We start from the raw sequence: 18,903 nt of genomic DNA on the forward strand, positions 1-18,903 counted from the left end.
GAGCAATCATGAAATTCACCCTCTCCTGGCTCAAGGATCATCTCGACACCTCGGCTTCCCTCGATGAGATCGTCGAGACGCTCACCCGCATCGGCCTTGAGGTCGAAGGCGTGGAGGACAAGGCGAAGGCGCTGGCGCCCTACAAGGTCGCCTATGTGGTCTCCGCCGTGCAGCACCCCAATGCCGATCGCCTGCGCGTGTGCATGGTCGATACGGGCGACGGAGACCCGATCCAGGTGGTCTGCGGCGCTCCCAATGCCCGCACCGGCATGAAGAGCGTGTTCGCGCCGCCCGGCACCTACATTCCAGGCAAGAACATCACGCTCGGCGTCGGCACCATCCGCGGCGTTGAGAGCAAGGGCATGCTGTGCTCCGGCTCCGAGCTCGAGATCTCCGATGATCACGACGGCATCATCGACCTGCCCGAGGATGCGCCGGTGGGTCAGGCCTATGCAGCTTACGCCAGGCTCGACGATCCGGTGATCGAGATCAACCTCACGCCGAACCGCCCGGACTGCACCTCGATCCATGGTATTGCTCGCGATCTCGCAGCGGCCGGCCTCGGCACGCTCAAGGGGGATGCTGTCGCGCCTGTTCAAGGCAAGGGTGCATGCCCGGTCTCGGTAACGCTCGACTTCTCAGGCGAGGATACGAAGCTCTGCCCGGCCTTCGCGCTCCGCCTCGTGCGCGGCGTGAAGAATGGTCCGTCGCCCGAATGGATGCAGCGCCGCCTGCTCGCCATCGGGCTTCGCCCGATCAATGCGCTGGTGGACATCACCAACTACATCACGTTCGACCGCGGCCGTCCGCTCCACGTCTTCGACCTCAAGAAGGTGAAGGGCAACCTCACCGTTCGCCGGGCGAAGGAGGGCGAGGAGGTGCTGGCCCTCGACACACGCACCTACAAGCTCGATCCGAACATCGTGGTGATCGCCGATGACAACGGTGTCGAGTCGATTGGCGGCATCATGGGCGGCGAGCATTCCGGCTCGGACGAGGGCACCACGGACGTGCTGATCGAATCCGCGCTGTGGGATCCGCTCAACATCGCCCAGACCGGCCGCAAGCTCGGGATCATCACCGATGCGCGCTATCGTTTCGAGCGCGGCGTCGACCCGGCCTTCACGGTGCCCGGGCTCGATCTGGCCACGCAGATGGTTATCGACCTCTGCGGCGGCGAGGCGAGCGAGGCCTTTGTTGCCGGCCGAGTTCCGCAGGACCAGCGCGTGATCGAGTTCCCCTGGAGTGAGGTTCCGCGCCTGTCGGGTCTCGACGTGCAGCCCTCCGAATCCGAGCAGATCCTGAAGAAGCTCGGCTTCCAGGTTCATGGATCGGGCGAGCGCGTGAGCGTCACGGCTCCGTCCTGGCGTCCGGACATCGAGGGCAAAGCGGATCTTGTCGAGGAGGTTATCCGGATCGCCGGTGTCGACCGCATCGAGCCCAAGCCTCTGCCGCGCCTCGAAGATGTGGTGGCGAAGCCCATTCTTACTCTGATCCAGAAGCGCACGCGTTTGGCGCGCCGCGCGCTCGCTGTGCGCGGGCTGGTGGAGGCCGTCACTTGGTCGTTCATTGCCGCGGATGAGGCGGGGCTGTTCGGCGGTGGCGATGCGCGCTTGAAGCTCGCCAATCCCATCGCGGCCGAACTCTCCGACATGCGGCCGAGCCTGCTGCCTGGCCTCCTCAAGGCGGCGCAGCGCAATGCCGATCGCGGCCTGGGTGACGTAGCCCTGTTCGAGGTCGGCCAGACCTTCGCGTCGGATGAGCCGGAAGGCCAGTCGATCAAGGCCGCCGCTGTCCGTCGCGGCACGGCACGGGCCGAGGGCGTGGGGCGTCACTGGGATGGCGGTGCGCAGAGCGTTGATGCCTTCGATGCCAAGGCCGACGTGTTGGCCTTGCTGGCGGCGCTCGGCATCCCGTCCGGCGGTCTCCAGATCGTGGCAGGCGGCCCGGCCTGGTTCCATCCTGGCCGTTCGGGCACCCTGCAGTTCGGCCCGAAGAACGTGGTCGGCGCCTTCGGTGAGGTGCACCCGAAGGTGCTCAAGGCCCTCGACCTGAAGGGGCCGCTGGTGGCCTTCGAGCTCAATCTCGACGCACTTCCGCCGCCCAAGGCGAAGCCGACCAAGATGAAGCCGAAGCTGAACCTGCCCGACTTCCAGCCGCTCACCCGCGACTTCGCCTTCGTGGTCGGCCGCGACGTGGCAGCCGGCGACATCGTGAAGGCAGCGCAGGGCGTCGAGCGCCAGCTGATCGTGGGCGTCGATGTGTTCGACATCTACGAGGGCACCGGCATCGACCCGGACAAGAAGTCCGTGGCGATCGCCGTCACCCTCCAACCCACGGAGAAGACGCTCACCGATGTGGAGATCGAGGCGGTGTCCGCCAAGATCGTCGGCGAGGTGTCGAAGAAAACCGGCGCGGTGCTGCGCGGTTAGCAAAAGACCCCCGGACGTGGCTCAGGCCACGTCCGGGCGATTTGTACCACTCAACGGATTTCCCGCATCCCACCTGTAGCGCACTGTGTCGAACCGCATCGCTCGCGCATCGACCATGAGCAGCCGCCCGACGAGGCTGTCACCGAAGCCGACGATCTCCCGGATCACCTCCATGGCCATCAGGCTGCCCATGACGCCGGCGAGCGCCCCGAGGACGCCGGCCTCGGCGCAGGTCGGAATCGCTCCGGCTGGCGGCGGGGAGGGGAAGAGGCAGCGATAGGTGGGGTTGGGCGTCCCGTCCACGCCGGTCTCATGCGCCCGGATCGTGGTGAGCGAAGCATCGAACTGGCCCAGCGCTGCCGTCACCAAGGGTTTTCTCTCGAAGAAACAGGCATCGGACACCGCGTAGCGGGTTTCGAAATTGTCCGAGCCGTCGGCGACGATGTCGTAACCGCGGACCAGTCCTCGCACGTTCTCGGGTGTCAGGCGAATGGGGTGGGTCTCGACCGTCACATGTGGATTAAGCCGTTCAACCGCATCCACGGCACTGTCCACCTTGGGCCGGCCAATATCAGGCGTTCCATGGATCACCTGCCGCTGCAGGTTCGAGAGGCTTACCGTATCGTCGTCCACGATGCCGATGGTGCCGATCCCGGCCGCCGCGAGGTACTGGATCAGGGGAGCGCCCAGGCCGCCTGCGCCAATCACGAGCGCGCGAGCGGCTTTCAGCTTCTGCTGCCCCGGGCCTCCTACGTCCCGGAGAACGAGGTGGCGGGCATAGCGGTCGATTTCGTCCGGACTCAGTGACATGGCGTGACCTTACGGGAATGGCGATGGCTATCAACCATTCCGTGAAGGAAATAACATGCCGCCTTGACAGAGGCCTTGGCGTTGTGACCCTTGCCGTGCCATCGTCATGGGGCAACCGGCAAACAAGCCGGCGTCTAACAGGGAACTAAGCCGATGACTGTCACCAAGTTCGGCCTCGCGCTCGCGGGCCTCGCCTTTTCCGCCTCCTTTGCCTTTGCCCAGGCTCCGGCCTTCAAGCCCGCGATCGTCTACGATCTCGGCGGCAAATTCGACAAGTCCTTCAACGAGGGCGTCCACACCGGCGCCGAGAAGTACAAGAAGGACACCGGCACTGATTACCGCGATTTCGAGCCGCAGAACGACGCCCAGCGTGAGCAGGCCCTGCGCCGCTTCGCCCGCGATGGCTTCTCGCCGATCCTCGCCGTGGGCTTCTCCCAGGAGACCGCGCTGAAGAAGGTCGCCGAGGAGTTCCCGAAGACCCAGTTCGCCATCATCGACGCCGTGGTCGAGAAGCCGAACGTGCAGTCCGTGGTGTTCAAGGAGCATGAGGGCTCGTTCTTGGTCGGCCTTCTGGCGGCTCAGGCCTCGAAGACCAACAAGGTCGGCTTCGTGGGCGGCATGGATATTCCGCTCATCCGCAAGTTCGCCTGCGGCTACGTCCAGGGCGTCAAATACGCCAAGAAGGATGCCGAGGTGTTCCAGAACATGACCGGCACCACGGGTGCGGCCTGGAATGATCCGGTGAAGGGCGGCGAGCTCGCCAAGGGCCAGATCGATCGCGGCGCCGACGTGATCTACCATGCGGCCGGCGGCACGGGCGTGGGCGTGATGCGCGCTGCTGCGGATGCGGGCAAGCTCGGCATCGGCGTCGACTCGAACCAGAACGGCATGCATCCGGGCAAGATCCTGACCTCCATGGTCAAGCGCGTGGATGTGGCCACCTACAATGCCTTCGATCAGGCCAAGAAGGGCACCTTCAAGGCCGGCGTCTCGGTGCTCGGCCTCAAGGAAGACGGTGTGGCCTGGGCGCTCGACGACAACAACAAGTCGCTCGTCACCGCCGAGATGAAGTCTGCCGCCGACAAGGCCGCCGCCGACATCAAGGCCGGCACCATCAAGGTCCACGACTACATGTCGGACTCCAAGTGCCCGATGTAATCTGACGCATTGATCCGGCCGCAGGCGCCTCGAAAGAGAGCCTGCGGCCGTTTCCGTTTTTAGGTTCATGCGTTTTCCGATAAGATCCGGCTCGCTTTTTCCTTTGCCGGACAACCATCTTGAGACCGATGTCCCCCGCCATTGAACTCATTGCCATCAACAAGAGCTTCGGCGCCGTTCACGCCAACAAGGACGTGAACCTGAGCGTGGAGCGCGGCACCATCCACGGCATCGTCGGCGAGAATGGCGCGGGCAAGTCGACGCTCATGTCGATCCTGTACGGGTTCTACGAGGCCGATTCCGGCGAGGTCAGGGTCAACGGCAAGCCCATTGCCATCCGCTCGCCCATTGATGCGATCTGTGCCGGCATCGGCATGGTGCATCAGCATTTCATGCTGGTGGAGCCTCTGAGCGTGGTCGACAACGTGATGCTGGGCGCCGAGGGCGGCGCCATGCTGCGGGCCGGCGAGGCGAAGGTGCGCGCGGAGCTGGCGCGGTTGTCAAAAGATTATGGCCTCGAGATCGACGTGGACGCAGCCGTGGGCGATCTCTCCGTCGGCCTGCAGCAGCGCGTCGAGATTCTCAAAGCCCTTTATCGCGGCGCGGATATTCTCATTCTCGACGAACCCACCGCCGTGCTCACGCCTCCGGAGGCCGATGCGCTGTTCGGCCTGCTGCGCTCGCTGAAGGAGCAGGGCAAGACCGTCATCCTCATCACCCATAAGCTGCGCGAGATCATGGCGATCACCGACCGCGTCTCGGTCATGCGCCGCGGCGAGATGGTGGCGACTGTCGAGACCGCCAATACCTCGCCGCCGGAACTCGCCGAGTTGATGGTAGGGCGGCGCGTGCTCCTGCGCGTCGAGAAAGAGGAGAAGACGCCCGGCGCGCCGCTGCTCGAGGTCGAGAACCTCTCCGTCGTCGATTCCCGCGGCGTGCTGCGCGTGGCCAATGCGTCCTTCACCGTTCGCGCCGGCGAGATCGTCGGCATCGCGGGCGTGGCCGGCAACGGCCAGAGCGAATTGCTGGAGGCGATCGCCGGCATGCGCCAGCCGGTGCTGGGCTCGATCCGCCTTGAAGGACAGGCCATCCATTCCAGCGCACACAACCCGCACCAGATGCGCCAGCTTGGCCTGCTGCACGTGCCGGAGGATCGTCTGCGCACGGGGCTCGTGCCGGCATTTCCGGCTTTCGAGAGCGCCATTCTCGGCTTCAGCCACGAGCCGCATCTCGGCCGCGGCCCCATCCTCGATCATGACCGCCTCATCGCGGATCTCGCGAAAAAGATGGAGCAGTACGATGTGCGCCCGCCCGCGCCGCGGCTGAAGTCCTCAAAATTTTCCGGCGGCAACCAGCAGAAGATTGTTTTGGCGCGCGAAATCGAGCGCAACCCGAAGGTGCTGCTTGTCGGCCAGCCGACCCGCGGCGTTGACATCGGGGCCATCGAGTTCATCCATCGCCGCCTGATCGCCCTGCGCGATGCAGGCGTTGCGATCCTGCTCGTTTCGGTGGAGCTCGACGAGATCATGAATCTCTCCGACCGCATTCTCACCATGTGCGGCGGCAAGATCACCGGCGAGCGCAAGGCTTCCGAGACCAACGAACAGGATCTCGGCCTGCTCATGGCCGGCGTGACGGATGAGGCTGCCTGATGCAACCGCGATTGACTCTTGTCACCCTTGGCGTGGCCGATCTTGCAAAATCCCGCGCCTTCTACGAAGCCTGGGGTTGGAAAGCCTCTTCCGCCAGCCAGCCCGGCGTCGCGTTTTATCAGGCAAACGGCTTGGCGCTCGCTCTCTTCGGTCGCGCCGACCTCGCCAAGGATGCCGGCGTCGAGGACAAGCCCACGGGTTTTGCCGCCATCACGCTCGCCTACAATGCACGCTCCAAGGAAGAAGCCGACGAGGTTTATGCTCTGGCCATGAAGGCGGGCGCACAACCGGTCAAGCCGCTGCAGGATGTTTTCTGGGGCGGCTATTCGGGCTATTTCGCCGATCCTGACGGACATCTGTGGGAAGTTGCCTGGAATCCATTCTTTCCTCTCGATGAGCAGGGCCACATGTTCCTGCCGGATGCTTAAGACGTGAGTGCTCCTCTCGACCTGCCCAGATGGGCCGATACGGTTCTCGTGCCCGCCATCTCCGTGGTGGCGGCGTTTCTTGTCGCCGGCCTCGTCGTGCTCGCCATCGGTGAGAACCCGCTGACCGCCACACGCTGGCTTCTGCAAGGCAGCCTCGGCACCGGGGAGGGACTCGGCTTCACCCTGTTCTATATGACCGACTTCATCTTCGTCGGGCTCGCGGTAGCGGTCGCGTATCATGCCGGCCTGTTCAACATCGGCGGCGAGGGGCAGGCGACGCTGGCGGGACTCGGCATCGCACTGGTGCTCAACAATCTCACCTTCCTGCCGGGCTTCCTGCTCATTCCGCTCGGCATCCTGGGCGCTGCGGCCTTCGGCGCTCTCTGGGCTGCCATTCCGGGCTATCTGCAGGCGAAGCGCGGCAGCCACATCGTTATCACGACGATCATGTTCAACTGGCTCGCCAGCGTGTTGATCGTCTACCTGCTCGTGAATGTGCTGCGCGAGCCGCAATCGATGAACCCGGAAACGCGCGCTTTTCCGGATCAGTCGCACATCCCGTTCATGCACGATGTCTTTGCCGCCTTCGGCATCGAGATCCCGGCGTCTCAGCTCAATCTCACGCTGGTGCTGGCGTTGGCAGCCGCTTATTTCGTTTGGCTCCTCATCTACCGCTCGCGCCTCGGCTATGCGATCCGCGTCGTCGGATCGAACCCGAGTGCTGCGGTGTATGCCGGCATCTCGCCCGCGCGCATCATCATCATCGCCATGGTGCTGTCGGGCGCGCTGGCCGGCGGCCTCGCGGTCAACGAACTCATGGGCTACCAGCACCGTCTGCTGCTCGAATTCACTTCCGGTTACGGCTTCGTCGGCATTGCGGTGGCGCTCATGGGGCGCGCGCATCCGGTCGGCATCATCCTGGCGTCGCTCCTGTTCGGCATCCTCTATCAGGGTGGCGCGGAACTCGCCTTCGAGCAGCCGGCCATCACCCGCGATATGGTGGTGGTGATCGGCGGCATCATCATCCTGTTCGCAGGCGCATTGGATGGATTGTTCCGCCGCCTCGTGGCGCATCTGTTCGCGCGCCAGAAACTGGCGAGGGCTTAGACCCATGGACCTCGGCATTCTCGTCACGATTTTCGACTCGGCCCTACGGCTTTCAATTCCGCTTCTCGCCGCGTGCCTTGCCGGTCTCTGGTCCGAGCGCTCGGGTGTGGTGGATATCGGCCTTGAGGGCAAGATGCTGGTGGCGGCTTTCGCGGGCGCGGCCGGCGCCTATGCGTTCGGCTCCGCCTGGGCGGGCCTTCTGATTGGCATAATAGCCTCCGTGGCCATCGGGCTCGTTCACGGCTTTGCTTCCATCAGCCAGCGCGGCAACCAGATCGTCTCCGGCGTTGCCATCAACATGCTGGCCGCGGGGCTCACTGCTATCGTCGGTAATGCCTGGTACGGGCAGGGTGGGCGCACGCCGCCGCTTGAAGGCGACCAGCGCTTCGGCAGCGTACTCTTCGGCCATTCGGCTCTCGTCTACGTGGTTCTCCTTGCAGTCCCGGTCACATGGTTCGTTCTCGGGCACACCCGTTTCGGGCTGCGGCTGCGTGCCGTCGGCGAGAATCCGGCTGCGGTCGATACCGCCGGCATCTCGGTGACGAGGCTTCGTTACACCGCCGTCATCATCGCGGGCGTTCTGTGCGGGCTTGCAGGCGCCTATCTGTCTGTCGGACAGGCGGCGGGCTTCCTGCCCAACATGACGGCCGGTCGCGGCTTCATCGCACTCGCCGCCCTGATCTTCGCCAAGTGGCGGGCGTGGCCCGCGCTCGGCGCCTGCTTCCTCTTCGGCTTGCTCGATGCCAGCGCCAACCAGTTGCAGGGCCTGTCGCTGCCGGGCATCGGCGAGGTGCCGGTGCAGGCCATCCAGGCGATGCCTTATCTCATGACCGTCATCCTGCTCGCTGGCGTGATCGGCAAGGCGATTCCGCCGCGTGCGTCTGGTGTGCCTTATGTGAAGGAGCGCTGAGCATGGCGTCGCTGGATACTTTGTTCGAGGCGGCTAAGGCAATCCAGGCCAAGGCCTATGCGCCTTATTCCCGATTCAAGGTCGGTGCTGCGATTGTGACTCCTGACGGTCAGGTCTTCACCGGCTGCAACGTGGAGAACGCCGCCTATCCGGTGGGGTCCTGCGCGGAGGCCGGCGCCGTCTCGGCGATGATCGCCGGCGGTGGAAATCGCATCGCGCAGATCGTCGTGATGGGCGAGGGCGAGCATCTCGTCACGCCCTGCGGCGGTTGCCGCCAGCGCATCCGCGAATTCGCCGCGCCTGATACGTCGATTCACATTGCCGGCCCTGAGGGCATTCGCGAGAGCTTCACCCTTGATGAGTTGTTGCCCTTCTCCTTTGGTCCCGACAATCTGACCGATCGGTAGAACGAACTGATTGCTTTAATGAAAGGAAGGCCTGCGGTTTAAAGGCCTGAGATGACGATGCAGCAAATGATTCAGGAAGCGGTAGCCTTCGTGCGCAGCCGCGGCTTCGACGGCCACTTCGATGCAGCGTTCGTGCTCGGCACGGGGCTTGGCACTCTGGTCGACGAGGTGAGCGATGCGGTGAGCCTCCCTTACGCGGAGATCCCGCACTTTCCCAGAAGCGGTGTCTCCGGCCATGCGGGCAAGCTTGTCGCGGGTATGATCGAAGGGAAGCGCGTTCTGCTGTTCCAGGGCCGCGCGCATTACTACGAGACGGGAGACGCGGGCGCGATGCGCCTGCCTGTGGCCTTCGTGAAGGACCTCGGCATTCCGGTCTTCGTCGCCACCAATGCGGCGGGCTCCGTGCGCGCTGACATCCGCCCTGGAAGTCTCGTAGCCATCAACGATCACCTCAACCTGTCGGGCGCGAACCCGCTGCTGCGCGATCACACGGAAGGCCGCTTCGTTTCGCTCACCGGCGCCTATGACGAGGGCCTGCGCCAGACATTGCAACGCGCTGCGCAGAAATCCGGCATCGACTTGCCGGAAGGCGTCTATGCCTGGCTGTCAGGCCCAAGCTTCGAGACGCCGGCCGAGATCAAAATGGTGCAGATCCTCGGCGGCGATCTCGTGGGCATGTCCACCGTGCCGGAGGTCATCCTCGCGCGTTATTATGGCCTGAAGGTCGCGGCTATTTCCGTTGTTACCAATTTGGCTGCCGGGATCGAAGGCGCATCGCCCTCGCATCAGGAGACCAAGGACACGGCGGCCGAGGCCTCGGAAAAATTCAAGCGTCTCGTTCGGTCCTTCATTGCGGAGCTGTCCCATGTCTGATGCGGATATTGCCGTGCGCGCCCTGCGCAGCCTCGATCTTACCGACCTGACGGATACGTGCACCGATCAGGCCATTGATGCCCTGTGCAAGAAGGCGCTCGATCCGCGCGGTCCGGTGGCGGCCGTGTGCGTGTGGCCGCAATTCGTGAAGCGCGCGCAGGAGAACCTGAAGGGCTCGTCCGTGCGCATCGCCACCGTGGTGAATTTCCCTGCCGGTGGCGAGGATGTGAGCCGTGTCGTGGACGACACGCAGGAGGCGATCTCCGACGGTGCGAACGAGATCGATCTCGTGATTCCTTATGACGCCGTGCGCCGCGGCGATCTCGCAGCCGCGACCGAGATGGTGGAAGCCGTGCGCGAACTCGTTGAAGGCGACCGCTTTCTGAAGGTGATCCTCGAAACAGGTGAGTTGAAGGATGCAAAGCTGATCGAGACGGCAAGCCGAATCGCCATCGAGGCCGGCGCCGATTTCATCAAGACCTCCACCGGCAAGACGCCGGTCTCCGCCACGCCCGACGCGGCCGAGATCATGCTCAATGTTATCAAAGCCTCCGGTAAGTCTGTCGGCCTCAAACCCTCCGGCGGTATTCGCACATTGGACGATGCGAAGATCTATCTCGATCTCGCTGACCGCATCTTAGGGTCCGGCTGGGCGACGCCGCGAACCTTCCGCATCGGTGCGAGCAGCGTCTACGATGCATTGATCGCGGCCATTGAAGGACGCGCCGGCACGGCCGCCACCGGAGTCTACTGACATGAGCCTCCTTCCGCAGGAAATCATCCGCCGCAAACGCGACGGCGGCACGCTCGATGCAGAGCATATCGAGCATTTCATCAAGGGGCTCACCGCAGGCCATGTGACCGAGGGCCAGGCAGCATCCTTCGCCATGGCGATCTTCTTTCGCGGACTGTCCGTGCCGGAGCGCGTGGCGCTCACCCGTGCCATGATGAATTCGGGCACAGTGCTCACCTGGGATCTTCCCGGACCCGTGCTCGACAAGCATTCCACCGGCGGCGTGGGTGACACGGTGAGCCTCGCGCTCGGGCCGGCTGTGGCAGCCTGCGGCGGCTATGTGCCGATGATCTCCGGCCGCGGCCTCGGTCACACGGGCGGCACGCTGGACAAGTTCGATTCCATTCCGGGCTATGTCACGCAGCCCGATCTCGACACGTTCCGGCGCGTCACACGCGACGTGGGCTGCGCCATCATCGGTCAGACGGCCGATCTCGCACCGGCCGACAAGCGCCTCTATGCGATCCGCGACGTGACGGCAACGGTGGAGTCGATCGATCTCATCACCGCTTCCATCCTGTCGAAGAAGCTGTCTGCGGGCCTCCAGGGCCTCGTGATGGATGTGAAGTTCGGCTCCGGGGCGTTCATGAACAACGCCGAGGATGCGCGCAAGCTCGCCGAGAGTCTCGTGCTCGTCGCCAATGGCGCAGGCCTGCCCACAAGCGCCCTGCTGACCGACATGAACGAGCCCCTCGCGTCCGCTGCCGGCAACGCTGTCGAGATGGCTTATGCGGTCGATTACCTGACGGGCCGTCACCGCGAGAAGCGCTTCCATGAGGTGACGGTGGGACTCTCAGCCGAGATGTTGGTGCTCGGCAAGCTCGCTGCCAACATCGATGAGGCTCGTACGAAGATAGAGCATGCGATTGCATCAGGAAAAGCGGCGGAGGTTTTCCAGCGCATGGTATCCGCCCTCGGTGGTCCTGCGGACTTCCTGGAAAACCATGAGAGGCATCTGCAGGCGGCATCCATCGTTCGTCCTATTCATGCAGATCGCACAGGCATCGTGCAGAGCATCGCTACGCGCGATGTGGGCGTGGCCGTCGTTGTCCTCGGCGGTGGCCGTACGAGTCCTCAGGATCCCATCGATCATGCGGTCGGGCTGACAAAGCTTGCTGCCATCGGTGAGACGGTCGACGCCTCGCGTCCGCTCGGCATCGTGCATGCGCGCAGCGAGGAGGCTGCCGAGGCGGCGGCACGCGCCGTAAGGGCTGCTTATGTCATCGGTGATGCGCAGGCTACATCAGGTCCGAGTATTCTCGAGCGGATCGGAGCGACAGCATGAGCCTTCTCGTTGCCGTCACCTGGCAGACGCAGCCCTGGGTCGAGCGTTTCAAGCGGCTCCTGCCAGATCGCGACATCGTCGTGCTCGGTGAGGACTTCGACCCGAGCGCCGTTCGCTATGTGGCGACCTGGGGACCGAAGCCGGGAAGTCTCTCTGGTTTGCCTAATCTCGAAGCACTCTTCTCGCTCGGCGCCGGCGTCGATCATCTCATGAGCTATCCCGGTCTGCCGAATGTGCCGATCGTGCGCGTGGCGCAGGACGATCTCACCCATCGGATGAGCGAGTACATGGTGTTGCACTGCCTCATGTACCTGCGCGACCAGCGCCGCTTCGACGAAGACCAGAAGGCGAAACGCTGGAAGCCGGATCGCGCCCCGCCGATTGCCAGCGAGGTGCGCGTGGGCATCATGGGCTTCGGCGTGTTGGGGCAGGATTCTGCGCGCAAGCTGAAAGTGATGGGCTTCGATGTGGCCGGTTGGAGTCGCACAGCGAAGGATGTGGAAGGCTTCCAGGTCTATGCAGGCGAGGAGGGGCTGACGCCATTCCTGAACCGCACGGACATCCTCATCGCCCTCATGCCGCTCACGCAGGAGACGGAAGGCATGCTCAACCGCTCTCTGTTCGAGAAGCTCGCGCGAGACGGCCGGCTCGGCGGACCAATTCTCATCAATGCGGGACGCGGCAAGCTGCAGGTAGAGGCGGATATTCTCTCTTGCCTCGACGACGGCACTTTGCGGGCCGCAACCCTCGACGTGTTTGAGACCGAGCCCCTTCCTGAGGATTCACCGCTCTGGACACATCCTCACGTCACCGTCACGCCGCACAACTCGGCAACGAGCGAGCCGGAAGCGACGGCGCGCTACATCGCGCAGCAGATTCGCCGGTATGAAGCGGGAGAACCGTTCGAAGCCGTGGTGGATCGAGCGCGAGGATACTAAGGCGCTGTCGTACAAGAGGATTTTTTGATGCTGAAAGGCTCATGCGCCTGCGGGCAGGTCCGCTACGAGATCAAAGGCCACCTCTCCGGCCCCATCACCTACTGCCATTGCTGGCGGTGCCGCAAACACTCAGGATCGAGCTTCGGGACAACCGCGAGCCTGGATGCCTCAGCGCTGACCTTTGTCGCTGGCGAGGATCTGTTGCGCAGTTGGGAATCGAGCCCAGGTGTTCAACGCTTCTTCGCCGGCTGCTGCGGTTCGCCGATCTACAAGCGCGACGAGGCAGATCCGGACAGGCTCGGGTTTCGGCTGGGCACGCTCGATTCCGATCCATCCATGAAGGCCGGAATGCATTATCATGTCGGCTCCAAGGCGCCATGGGTGGAGATTGCCGATGCGTTGCCTCAGGAATCCGAAGGTGTCCCATTCGGTCAACGCGATTGATGGGGCGCGGTTGTTCGCTTACAGCCGCTTGATCGCGCTGATCGGCCCGTAGCTTCCCAGGCGGATGCGTTCTTCCGCGACAGCCAGAGGCTCGATCATCACCGTCATGCTGTGGCCGGTGGCGTGGATGAAGTTGGTCTCGTCCATCATCAGACCAACATGGCCCTTCCAGAACACCAGATCGCCGCGCTTGAGGCCGCTCAGATCCGGCTTCACCTCGACGGGCTCACCGAGTTCACGCTCCTGCATGTCGCTGTCGCGCGGTGCCTTGATGCCCGCTGCCGTCAGCACGGTCTGAGCGAGTCCCGAGCAGTCGATGCCGAGGCTCGTCTTGCCGCCCCAAAGATAGGGCGTGTGCAGGAAGCGCTCGGCCAAGGCCACATAATCCGTCTCGAAGGCATCGAGGCCGCTCAGATGTGCGGCGAAGACCCAGCCGCCGTTGGCAAGCCGGGCGTAGTCTCCTTCCGCTTCCGTCACCGAGACTTTGGAGTTCAGGGTCAGGTAGCTCTGAAAGGGAAGCTTCAGGTTAGGGCCCGGATAGACGAAGGTGCGGATCGCGCGCACCTTGTGGGTCGGCTCCGCTCCTGCTTCGCCCAAGGCTTCGCTCGGCAGGTAGCCCACATAGCCGTCCTCGTGAAGCTGCACCCAGGCCCAGCCCTCGTGCTCGTCATAGATGGTCACGCTTTCGCCGAAGATCGCCTGCGTGTCCACGGGCGCCTCGCGGGAAGGGTGGCGGTGCAGGGCCGAGAAGGTGGCGACAACTCGCTTGACCGTACCGGTTGTGAACCGTTCAGCCTCGACCTGTCCGCGCAGGCGCTCATCGGCGAGATCCGTGCGGACGGGCGTGATGCGGCGGTCGAAACTCATTGGGGCAGCTCCTCAGTCTGTAACCAGATTTCCTAGTCGCTTCGGCGCCGAAACGCCAGCGGCTCAAGCGCCATAGCGCTCCTTCAGGAGAGCATACATCAGGCGCGAGACCTGGACTTCGCCGCCCTCGGGGCGCCCTGGCTTGGTGGCGTTGTTCCAAGCGAAGATGTCGAAATGCACATGGGCCTTTGCGGCCTCCACGAAGCGGCGCAGGAACAGGGCCGCCGTGATCGAGCCGCCCATGGGCCCGCCGGTGTTGTTCATGTCGGCGAATTTGGAATCCAGTTGGCTCTGGTAAGGGTACCATAGCGGCAGGCGCCAGACAGGATCGTTCTCCGCTGTACCATGGCGTGCAATATCGGCGGCCAACGCGTCGTCATCGGTGTAGAAGGGCGGCAGCTCGGGGCCGAGCGCCACGCGGGCCGCACCTGTGAGCGTGGCGAAATCGACGATGAGGTCGGGGCTTTCCTCGTCGGCGAGTGCGAGGGCATCGGCCAGAATCAGGCGGCCCTCCGCATCCGTGTTGCCGATCTCCACCGAGATGCCTTTACGGCTCGGCAGGATGTCACCGGGGCGGAAGGCATTGCTGGAGATCGCGTTCTCGACAGCCGGGATCAGAACACGCAGGCGCACGGGCAGCTTGGCGTCCATGATCATCGATGCCAAGGCGAGCGTGGCCGCAGCCCCGCCCATGTCCTTTCGCATGAGCAGCATGGAGGCGGCAGGCTTGATGTCGAGGCCGCCTGTGTCGAACGCGACGCCTTTGCCCACGAGGGTAATGCGCGGCGCATCGGCCTTGCCCCAGGTGAAGTCGATGAGGCGCGGCGGCGTGATGGAGGCGCGGCCCACCGCGTGGATCATCGGAAAGTTCTGCTTGAGCAGATCGTCGCCGACGATGCTGGTGAAGGAGGCGCCATGGCGGTCCGCCAACTCTCTCGCAGCTGCTTCGATTCCGTCGGGTCCGAGGTCGTTGGTGGGCGTGTTGACGAGGTCGCGGCTTGCGACGATGGCATTCGCGATGTGGGTTACGTCTTCCGCGTCGACGCCGTGCGGAATGACGAGACGCACGGCTTTCTCATTGCGCTTGCGGTAGCGACTGAAGCTGTAGGTGCCGAGCAGCCAGGCGAGCGTGGCAAGCGTCGGGTTCGGGGCTTCGGTCTCGAAGCGATAGACGCCTTCCGGCAGCAGCGTGGAGAGCTTGCCGGGAAGGAATGGATCGCTCTGCCGGGCGTCCGTTCCGTTGATGCCGAAAGCAACACCAAAAAGCTCACCGCTCGCGTCGGGCAGAAGGCAGTGGCTTCCGGCCTTGCCCGCAAACCCTTGCGCCTTCGCAAAGCCCTGTGCCAGCGGCGGCAGGCTCCCGGCGATCTCGGTCCAGGTCTGTTCCGTCACGAGCCAGATGGGTTTCGAGGCTTCGTTCGCGGAGGCGAGGAGGGGGTGGGGCATGGATGGTGACCTGAGCGGTTAAAGACGGGTGCTTGGGTGAGTTTTAAGCGCTTGAAACGTGTGTGTCATCCTTCCCTAGCCGTCATCCCGGACGAAGCGCAGCGAAGATCCGGGATCGCGAGACGGGAATGCGCCGGAATCTCAACACTGTCATTCCTGCGAAAGCGGGAATCCATAACCGCTAACGGTGCCATGTTCCGTGAACCTTGTGTTTATGGATTTCCACGCCTGCGGCGCGGCCCTCCGGGTCGTGCTTCGCTTGCGCGGCCCCGGAACGACAGTGCTGGACTGGATTGACCGATCCCGGATCGCCTTCGGCATCCGGGATGACATTGAGAGCTACCCCAACGCATGCTGGCGCACGATCCGCGCCAAGCCTGCGATCAGGGCCTGCTGCGTATCCTTGATCTCCGCCTCGATGCCGTGGCGCTTGAGCGCGTGGACGTAGAGTTCCGCACGCTCCAGCGCGGCCAGGATGGTGACGGAGTCAGGACGGCCGAACTGGGACAGAGCGCCGTTGATCTCGTCGCCCGTGAGCAGGCCTGACAGATAAGGCGCGAGCAGGCTGCTGTGCATGCGGTTGGACACGACCGAGGCACGGGCGCTGAAGAGAAGATGCAGCAGGCCGACGCGGGCTTCGCCGGCATTGCGCTCGGCGGCCTCGAGGCCGAGATCAAAGCCCTTCGGATCCTCGGGCTGAGTGGCCGGGCGGCCGATCATGGAATGCTCGCGCAGCAGGGCGTACATCTCGCCGGTCATGTAGGTGGCGAAGCGCTCGATGCGGCCATTGCGCATCAGGATCCATTTGGGATGCGTGCCGGCCGAGCAGATCAGTCCGTCCTCGACGCCTGTGCCCAGAACCAGGGTTTCCTCGCCGCGCATTACGTCGGCCGCTCCGGGAGCCGGCTCACAGAACAGGCCTGGAATGATATGGCCCTTGCGGCCGTTCCCCAGATCCACCGGCACGAGGGCCTGGGCGATTTCAGCGGGACCCGCCGGGCAGGACGCGTAGGGCGCCTCGACCCAGCCCTCGCGGCTGCCCACCATCCCAACGAGCAGCACCGGCGCGTCGGGCTCGGCCTGAAGCCAAGGCCCGCATTGCCGCAGGAACACGTCGCGGTGCTGGCCCTTTTGCAGGGCCGAAACGCCCTCGTCGGACGAGACCTGATCGAGAATGGTCTCGTTCTCGATCAGATAGCCGCGAAAACGGGTCGTTCCCCAGTCGGCGACGATGAAGCGCAAGGCCGAAAACCCCTGTTGTGAGCGATGAGGGGATAAGTCACGTGAGTCTAGCGCGTTCCGTACATGCGGTCGCCGGCGTCCCCTAAGCCCGGCACGATATAGCCGTGGTCGTTCAGGCGCTCGTCGATGGCGGCGGTCCAGATATGCACGTCCGGATGCGCGCTGCGCAGGCGCTCAATGCCTTCGGGCGCAGCCAGCAGGCAGACGAAGCGCAGGTCCTTGGCGCCGCGCTCCTTCAGCCGCTCGATAGCGGCCACAGCCGAGTTGGCGGTGGCGAGCATGGGGTCGAGCACCAGCACCATGCGGTCGGCAAGATCCGACGGAGCCTTGAAGTAGTATTCCACCGCCTGAAGCGACTCCGGATCGCGGTAGAGGCCGATATGGGCGACGCGCGCGGCGGGTACGAGGGTGAGCATGCCGTCGAGAAAGCCGACGCCGGCGCGCAGGATGGGGGCGAGAACCAGCTTCTTGCCGGCGATCTGCGCGCCTTCCATCTTGGTCATCGGCGTCTCGATCTCGATGCGCTCGATCGGCAGGTCGCGGGTCACCTCGTAGCAGAGGAGCATGCCGATCTCGTTGAGGAGCTGGCGGAAACCCTTCGTCGAACGTTGCTTGTCCCGCATGAGGGTCAGCTTGTGCTGAACCAGCGGATGATCGACCACCGTGACGCCCTGCATGTTTTTTCCCTCTTTGATCGTCGTCTGCTGATTCATTTAGAACACTGTCCCGTCACTGATCACGCTGAGAGGAGGCGAGCCGTCGCCGCGCTTCTCCTTCGCCAATCGCCGCCCCGTCGCCCAGGTGCCGCCTTCGAGCACCTTGGCCAGGGGAAAGTCCGCCGCTGCAAATCCTAGCTTCGCGCGGATCGGTTCGGCAATGCGGTCGAGAAGGGCGACCGTCAAGGCCCGCCATTCCACCACGAGCTGCGAATCCACCGCGTGAGCGCGACTGGCGTCCGTCTGATCCTTCAAGGCGATCACGCCGCTATCGAGGAACAGCCCGCCGTTGCGGTATTCCGGCAGGCCCGTGAGGCCGTCGATCTCGATCACGGAAGAGCCCGCCCATTCGAGCGGCTCGATGAGCGAATAGGAGAGCCATTGGGAGAGCTTGTGGAAGGGCACGAGCCCCTTCGTGGCATCCTGCGCCTCGACCAACGGATGGCGCCAAGTGTCGCCGAGATCGACACCGCCGAGCGTGATGCGGCCGGGCCAGATCGGGCCGAGATGCGTGAGCAGCGCCTCAAGGATCGCGGTCGCCTCGATGTGCTCGCCCTCGGCGGTCGCGGCGATGACGTCGAAGAGGCCGCCGGGGCGGGGATCGTCCACCTGCCCGAAAATGTCCGGGTTCGTTGCGACGACGCGCCCGAGCCGGTTGAGAAGTGCGGCGCGACCTTCGAGGCCGACGAGCGGGTTGTCGGCCGAGACCTGGAAGCCTTCAGCCAAGTCCTCTGCGGTGAGCGTCATCAGCACATCCGCGTCGACACGGAACGGATCTTCTGGCCTGCTGGAAAAGGCACCGCTCACGAACATGTCGAAGCTTGCCACCGCGAGTCCCTCGGAGCGGATATAGGTCTCGCCCGTGCGGCCTTCCTCATAGCGCCATTGGGCGCCGGCGCCCGCATCGAGCAGCACGGACACGATGGCGAGGTCGAAGGCGGCGCGGGCCATACCGGCGGCTGTTCCCCATGCTGCGCCGTGCATCACGGCGCCCCAGCGCTCGTGTCCCCCGGCCGAGAAATGGCGCCAGCGGGCATGGAACGGGATGTCGAGGGATGGATAGGCCTCGCGGATGGTCTTCACGACCTCATCCGCGCAGGCGTCGAGACGCCCGAGATTGACCGTGAAGTGCTGGAGGCGACCTTCGAGACCCGCCTGCAGAAGCTGGTGCGACCGCTCCCGCACCGCCACGGCGGAGAGAAGGCCTCGGGCGGCTTTGGTGTCAGGTGACAAGTTAGGCTGGTCGGTCACTCAGGGCTCCGATGATCTCAGGCTTAAGATGCGATAGCACAGTCTGCAGGCAACACATCATCCTGGGGCAGGGCGGTTTAGCATAAGGGTTAAAAACGAAGCGGGCACCGGCCACAAGCCGGCGCCCGCCTCATGAAGCATCGC

The 18,903-nt window shown here is 64.2% G+C and carries 18 protein-coding genes; 12 read left to right on the forward strand and 6 right to left on the reverse strand.

What is annotated here, in order from left to right; genetic code table 11:
* Positions 1–8 precede the first annotated feature (8 nt).
* Complete coding sequence (pheT, locus tag I2H36_RS13515; protein ID WP_196264426.1) at positions 9–2,432, forward strand: phenylalanine--tRNA ligase subunit beta; 2,424 nt, start codon at positions 9–11, stop codon at positions 2,430–2,432.
* Between the two features lie 21 nt (positions 2,433–2,453).
* Here the strand turns inward: pheT and I2H36_RS13520 are convergent, their stop codons facing one another.
* The gene (locus I2H36_RS13520) at positions 2,454–3,242 is read right to left on the reverse strand and encodes a HesA/MoeB/ThiF family protein (protein WP_196264427.1); all 789 of its coding nucleotides are present in this window, start codon (positions 3,240–3,242) and stop codon (positions 2,454–2,456) included.
* Positions 3,243–3,395: 153 nt separating this feature from the next.
* Here I2H36_RS13520 and I2H36_RS13525 point away from each other — a divergent pair, with 153 nt between their 5' ends.
* From I2H36_RS13525 to I2H36_RS13575, 11 genes are all read left to right on the forward strand, one after another.
* Complete coding sequence (locus tag I2H36_RS13525; RefSeq protein ID WP_196264428.1) at positions 3,396–4,400, forward strand: BMP family lipoprotein; 1,005 nt, start codon at positions 3,396–3,398, stop codon at positions 4,398–4,400.
* Positions 4,401–4,528: 128 nt separating this feature from the next.
* The gene (locus tag I2H36_RS13530; RefSeq protein ID WP_196264429.1) at positions 4,529–6,052 is read left to right on the forward strand and encodes an ABC transporter ATP-binding protein; all 1,524 of its coding nucleotides are present in this window, start codon (positions 4,529–4,531) and stop codon (positions 6,050–6,052) included.
* Positions 6,052–6,480, forward strand: a complete 429-nt coding sequence (locus I2H36_RS13535; RefSeq protein ID WP_196264430.1) for a VOC family protein — start codon at positions 6,052–6,054, stop codon at positions 6,478–6,480. The genes I2H36_RS13530 and I2H36_RS13535 overlap by 1 nt, the downstream gene beginning before the upstream one ends.
* 3 nt (positions 6,481–6,483) lie before the next feature.
* Entirely contained in the window at positions 6,484–7,587 is a 1,104-nt protein-coding gene (locus I2H36_RS13540) for an ABC transporter permease subunit (protein ID WP_196264431.1), read from the forward strand.
* Positions 7,588–7,591: 4 nt separating this feature from the next.
* Entirely contained in the window at positions 7,592–8,497 is a 906-nt protein-coding gene (locus I2H36_RS13545; protein WP_196264432.1) for an ABC transporter permease, read from the forward strand.
* Positions 8,498–8,499: 2 nt separating this feature from the next.
* Positions 8,500–8,904, forward strand: a complete 405-nt coding sequence (locus I2H36_RS13550; protein WP_196264433.1) for a cytidine deaminase — start codon at positions 8,500–8,502, stop codon at positions 8,902–8,904.
* A gap of 51 nt (positions 8,905–8,955) precedes the next feature.
* Positions 8,956–9,777 (forward strand): purine-nucleoside phosphorylase, encoded by an 822-nt coding sequence (locus I2H36_RS13555; protein ID WP_196264434.1) that lies wholly within the window; start codon positions 8,956–8,958, stop codon positions 9,775–9,777.
* Complete coding sequence (gene deoC, locus I2H36_RS13560; protein ID WP_196264435.1) at positions 9,770–10,531, forward strand: deoxyribose-phosphate aldolase; 762 nt, start codon at positions 9,770–9,772, stop codon at positions 10,529–10,531. The genes I2H36_RS13555 and deoC overlap by 8 nt, the downstream gene beginning before the upstream one ends.
* A gap of 1 nt (position 10,532) precedes the next feature.
* On the forward strand, positions 10,533–11,855 hold the full coding sequence (gene deoA / locus I2H36_RS13565; RefSeq protein WP_196264436.1) for a thymidine phosphorylase: 1,323 nt from the start codon (positions 10,533–10,535) through the stop codon (positions 11,853–11,855).
* Entirely contained in the window at positions 11,852–12,793 is a 942-nt protein-coding gene (locus tag I2H36_RS13570) for a 2-hydroxyacid dehydrogenase (RefSeq protein ID WP_196264437.1), read from the forward strand. Before deoA ends, I2H36_RS13570 begins: the two co-directional genes overlap by 4 nt.
* Before the next feature lie 27 nt (positions 12,794–12,820).
* Complete coding sequence (locus I2H36_RS13575; RefSeq protein ID WP_210331071.1) at positions 12,821–13,237, forward strand: GFA family protein; 417 nt, start codon at positions 12,821–12,823, stop codon at positions 13,235–13,237.
* A gap of 18 nt (positions 13,238–13,255) precedes the next feature.
* Here the strand turns inward: I2H36_RS13575 and I2H36_RS13580 are convergent, their stop codons facing one another.
* From I2H36_RS13580 to I2H36_RS13600, 5 genes are all read right to left on the reverse strand, one after another.
* Positions 13,256–14,104, reverse strand: a complete 849-nt coding sequence (locus tag I2H36_RS13580; RefSeq protein ID WP_196264439.1) for a C40 family peptidase — start codon at positions 14,102–14,104, stop codon at positions 13,256–13,258.
* A 63-nt stretch (positions 14,105–14,167) separates the two neighbouring features.
* Entirely contained in the window at positions 14,168–15,550 is a 1,383-nt protein-coding gene (locus I2H36_RS13585; RefSeq protein ID WP_196264440.1) for a leucyl aminopeptidase family protein, read from the reverse strand.
* A 339-nt stretch (positions 15,551–15,889) separates the two neighbouring features.
* Complete coding sequence (locus I2H36_RS13590) at positions 15,890–16,792, reverse strand: 2-dehydro-3-deoxygalactonokinase (protein ID WP_196264441.1); 903 nt, start codon at positions 16,790–16,792, stop codon at positions 15,890–15,892.
* 47 nt (positions 16,793–16,839) lie between these two features.
* Positions 16,840–17,469 carry a uracil phosphoribosyltransferase gene (upp, locus tag I2H36_RS13595; protein ID WP_183448461.1) on the reverse strand — a complete coding sequence of 210 codons (630 nt, stop codon included), beginning with the start codon at positions 17,467–17,469 and terminating at the stop codon, positions 16,840–16,842.
* A 36-nt stretch (positions 17,470–17,505) separates the two neighbouring features.
* Positions 17,506–18,759 (reverse strand): DUF1688 family protein, encoded by a 1,254-nt coding sequence (locus I2H36_RS13600; RefSeq protein WP_196264442.1) that lies wholly within the window; start codon positions 18,757–18,759, stop codon positions 17,506–17,508.
* Positions 18,760–18,903 lie beyond the last annotated feature (144 nt).

Source organism: Microvirga terrestris (assembly GCF_015694425.1).
Lineage (GTDB): Bacteria > Pseudomonadota > Alphaproteobacteria > Rhizobiales > Beijerinckiaceae > Microvirga > Microvirga terrestris.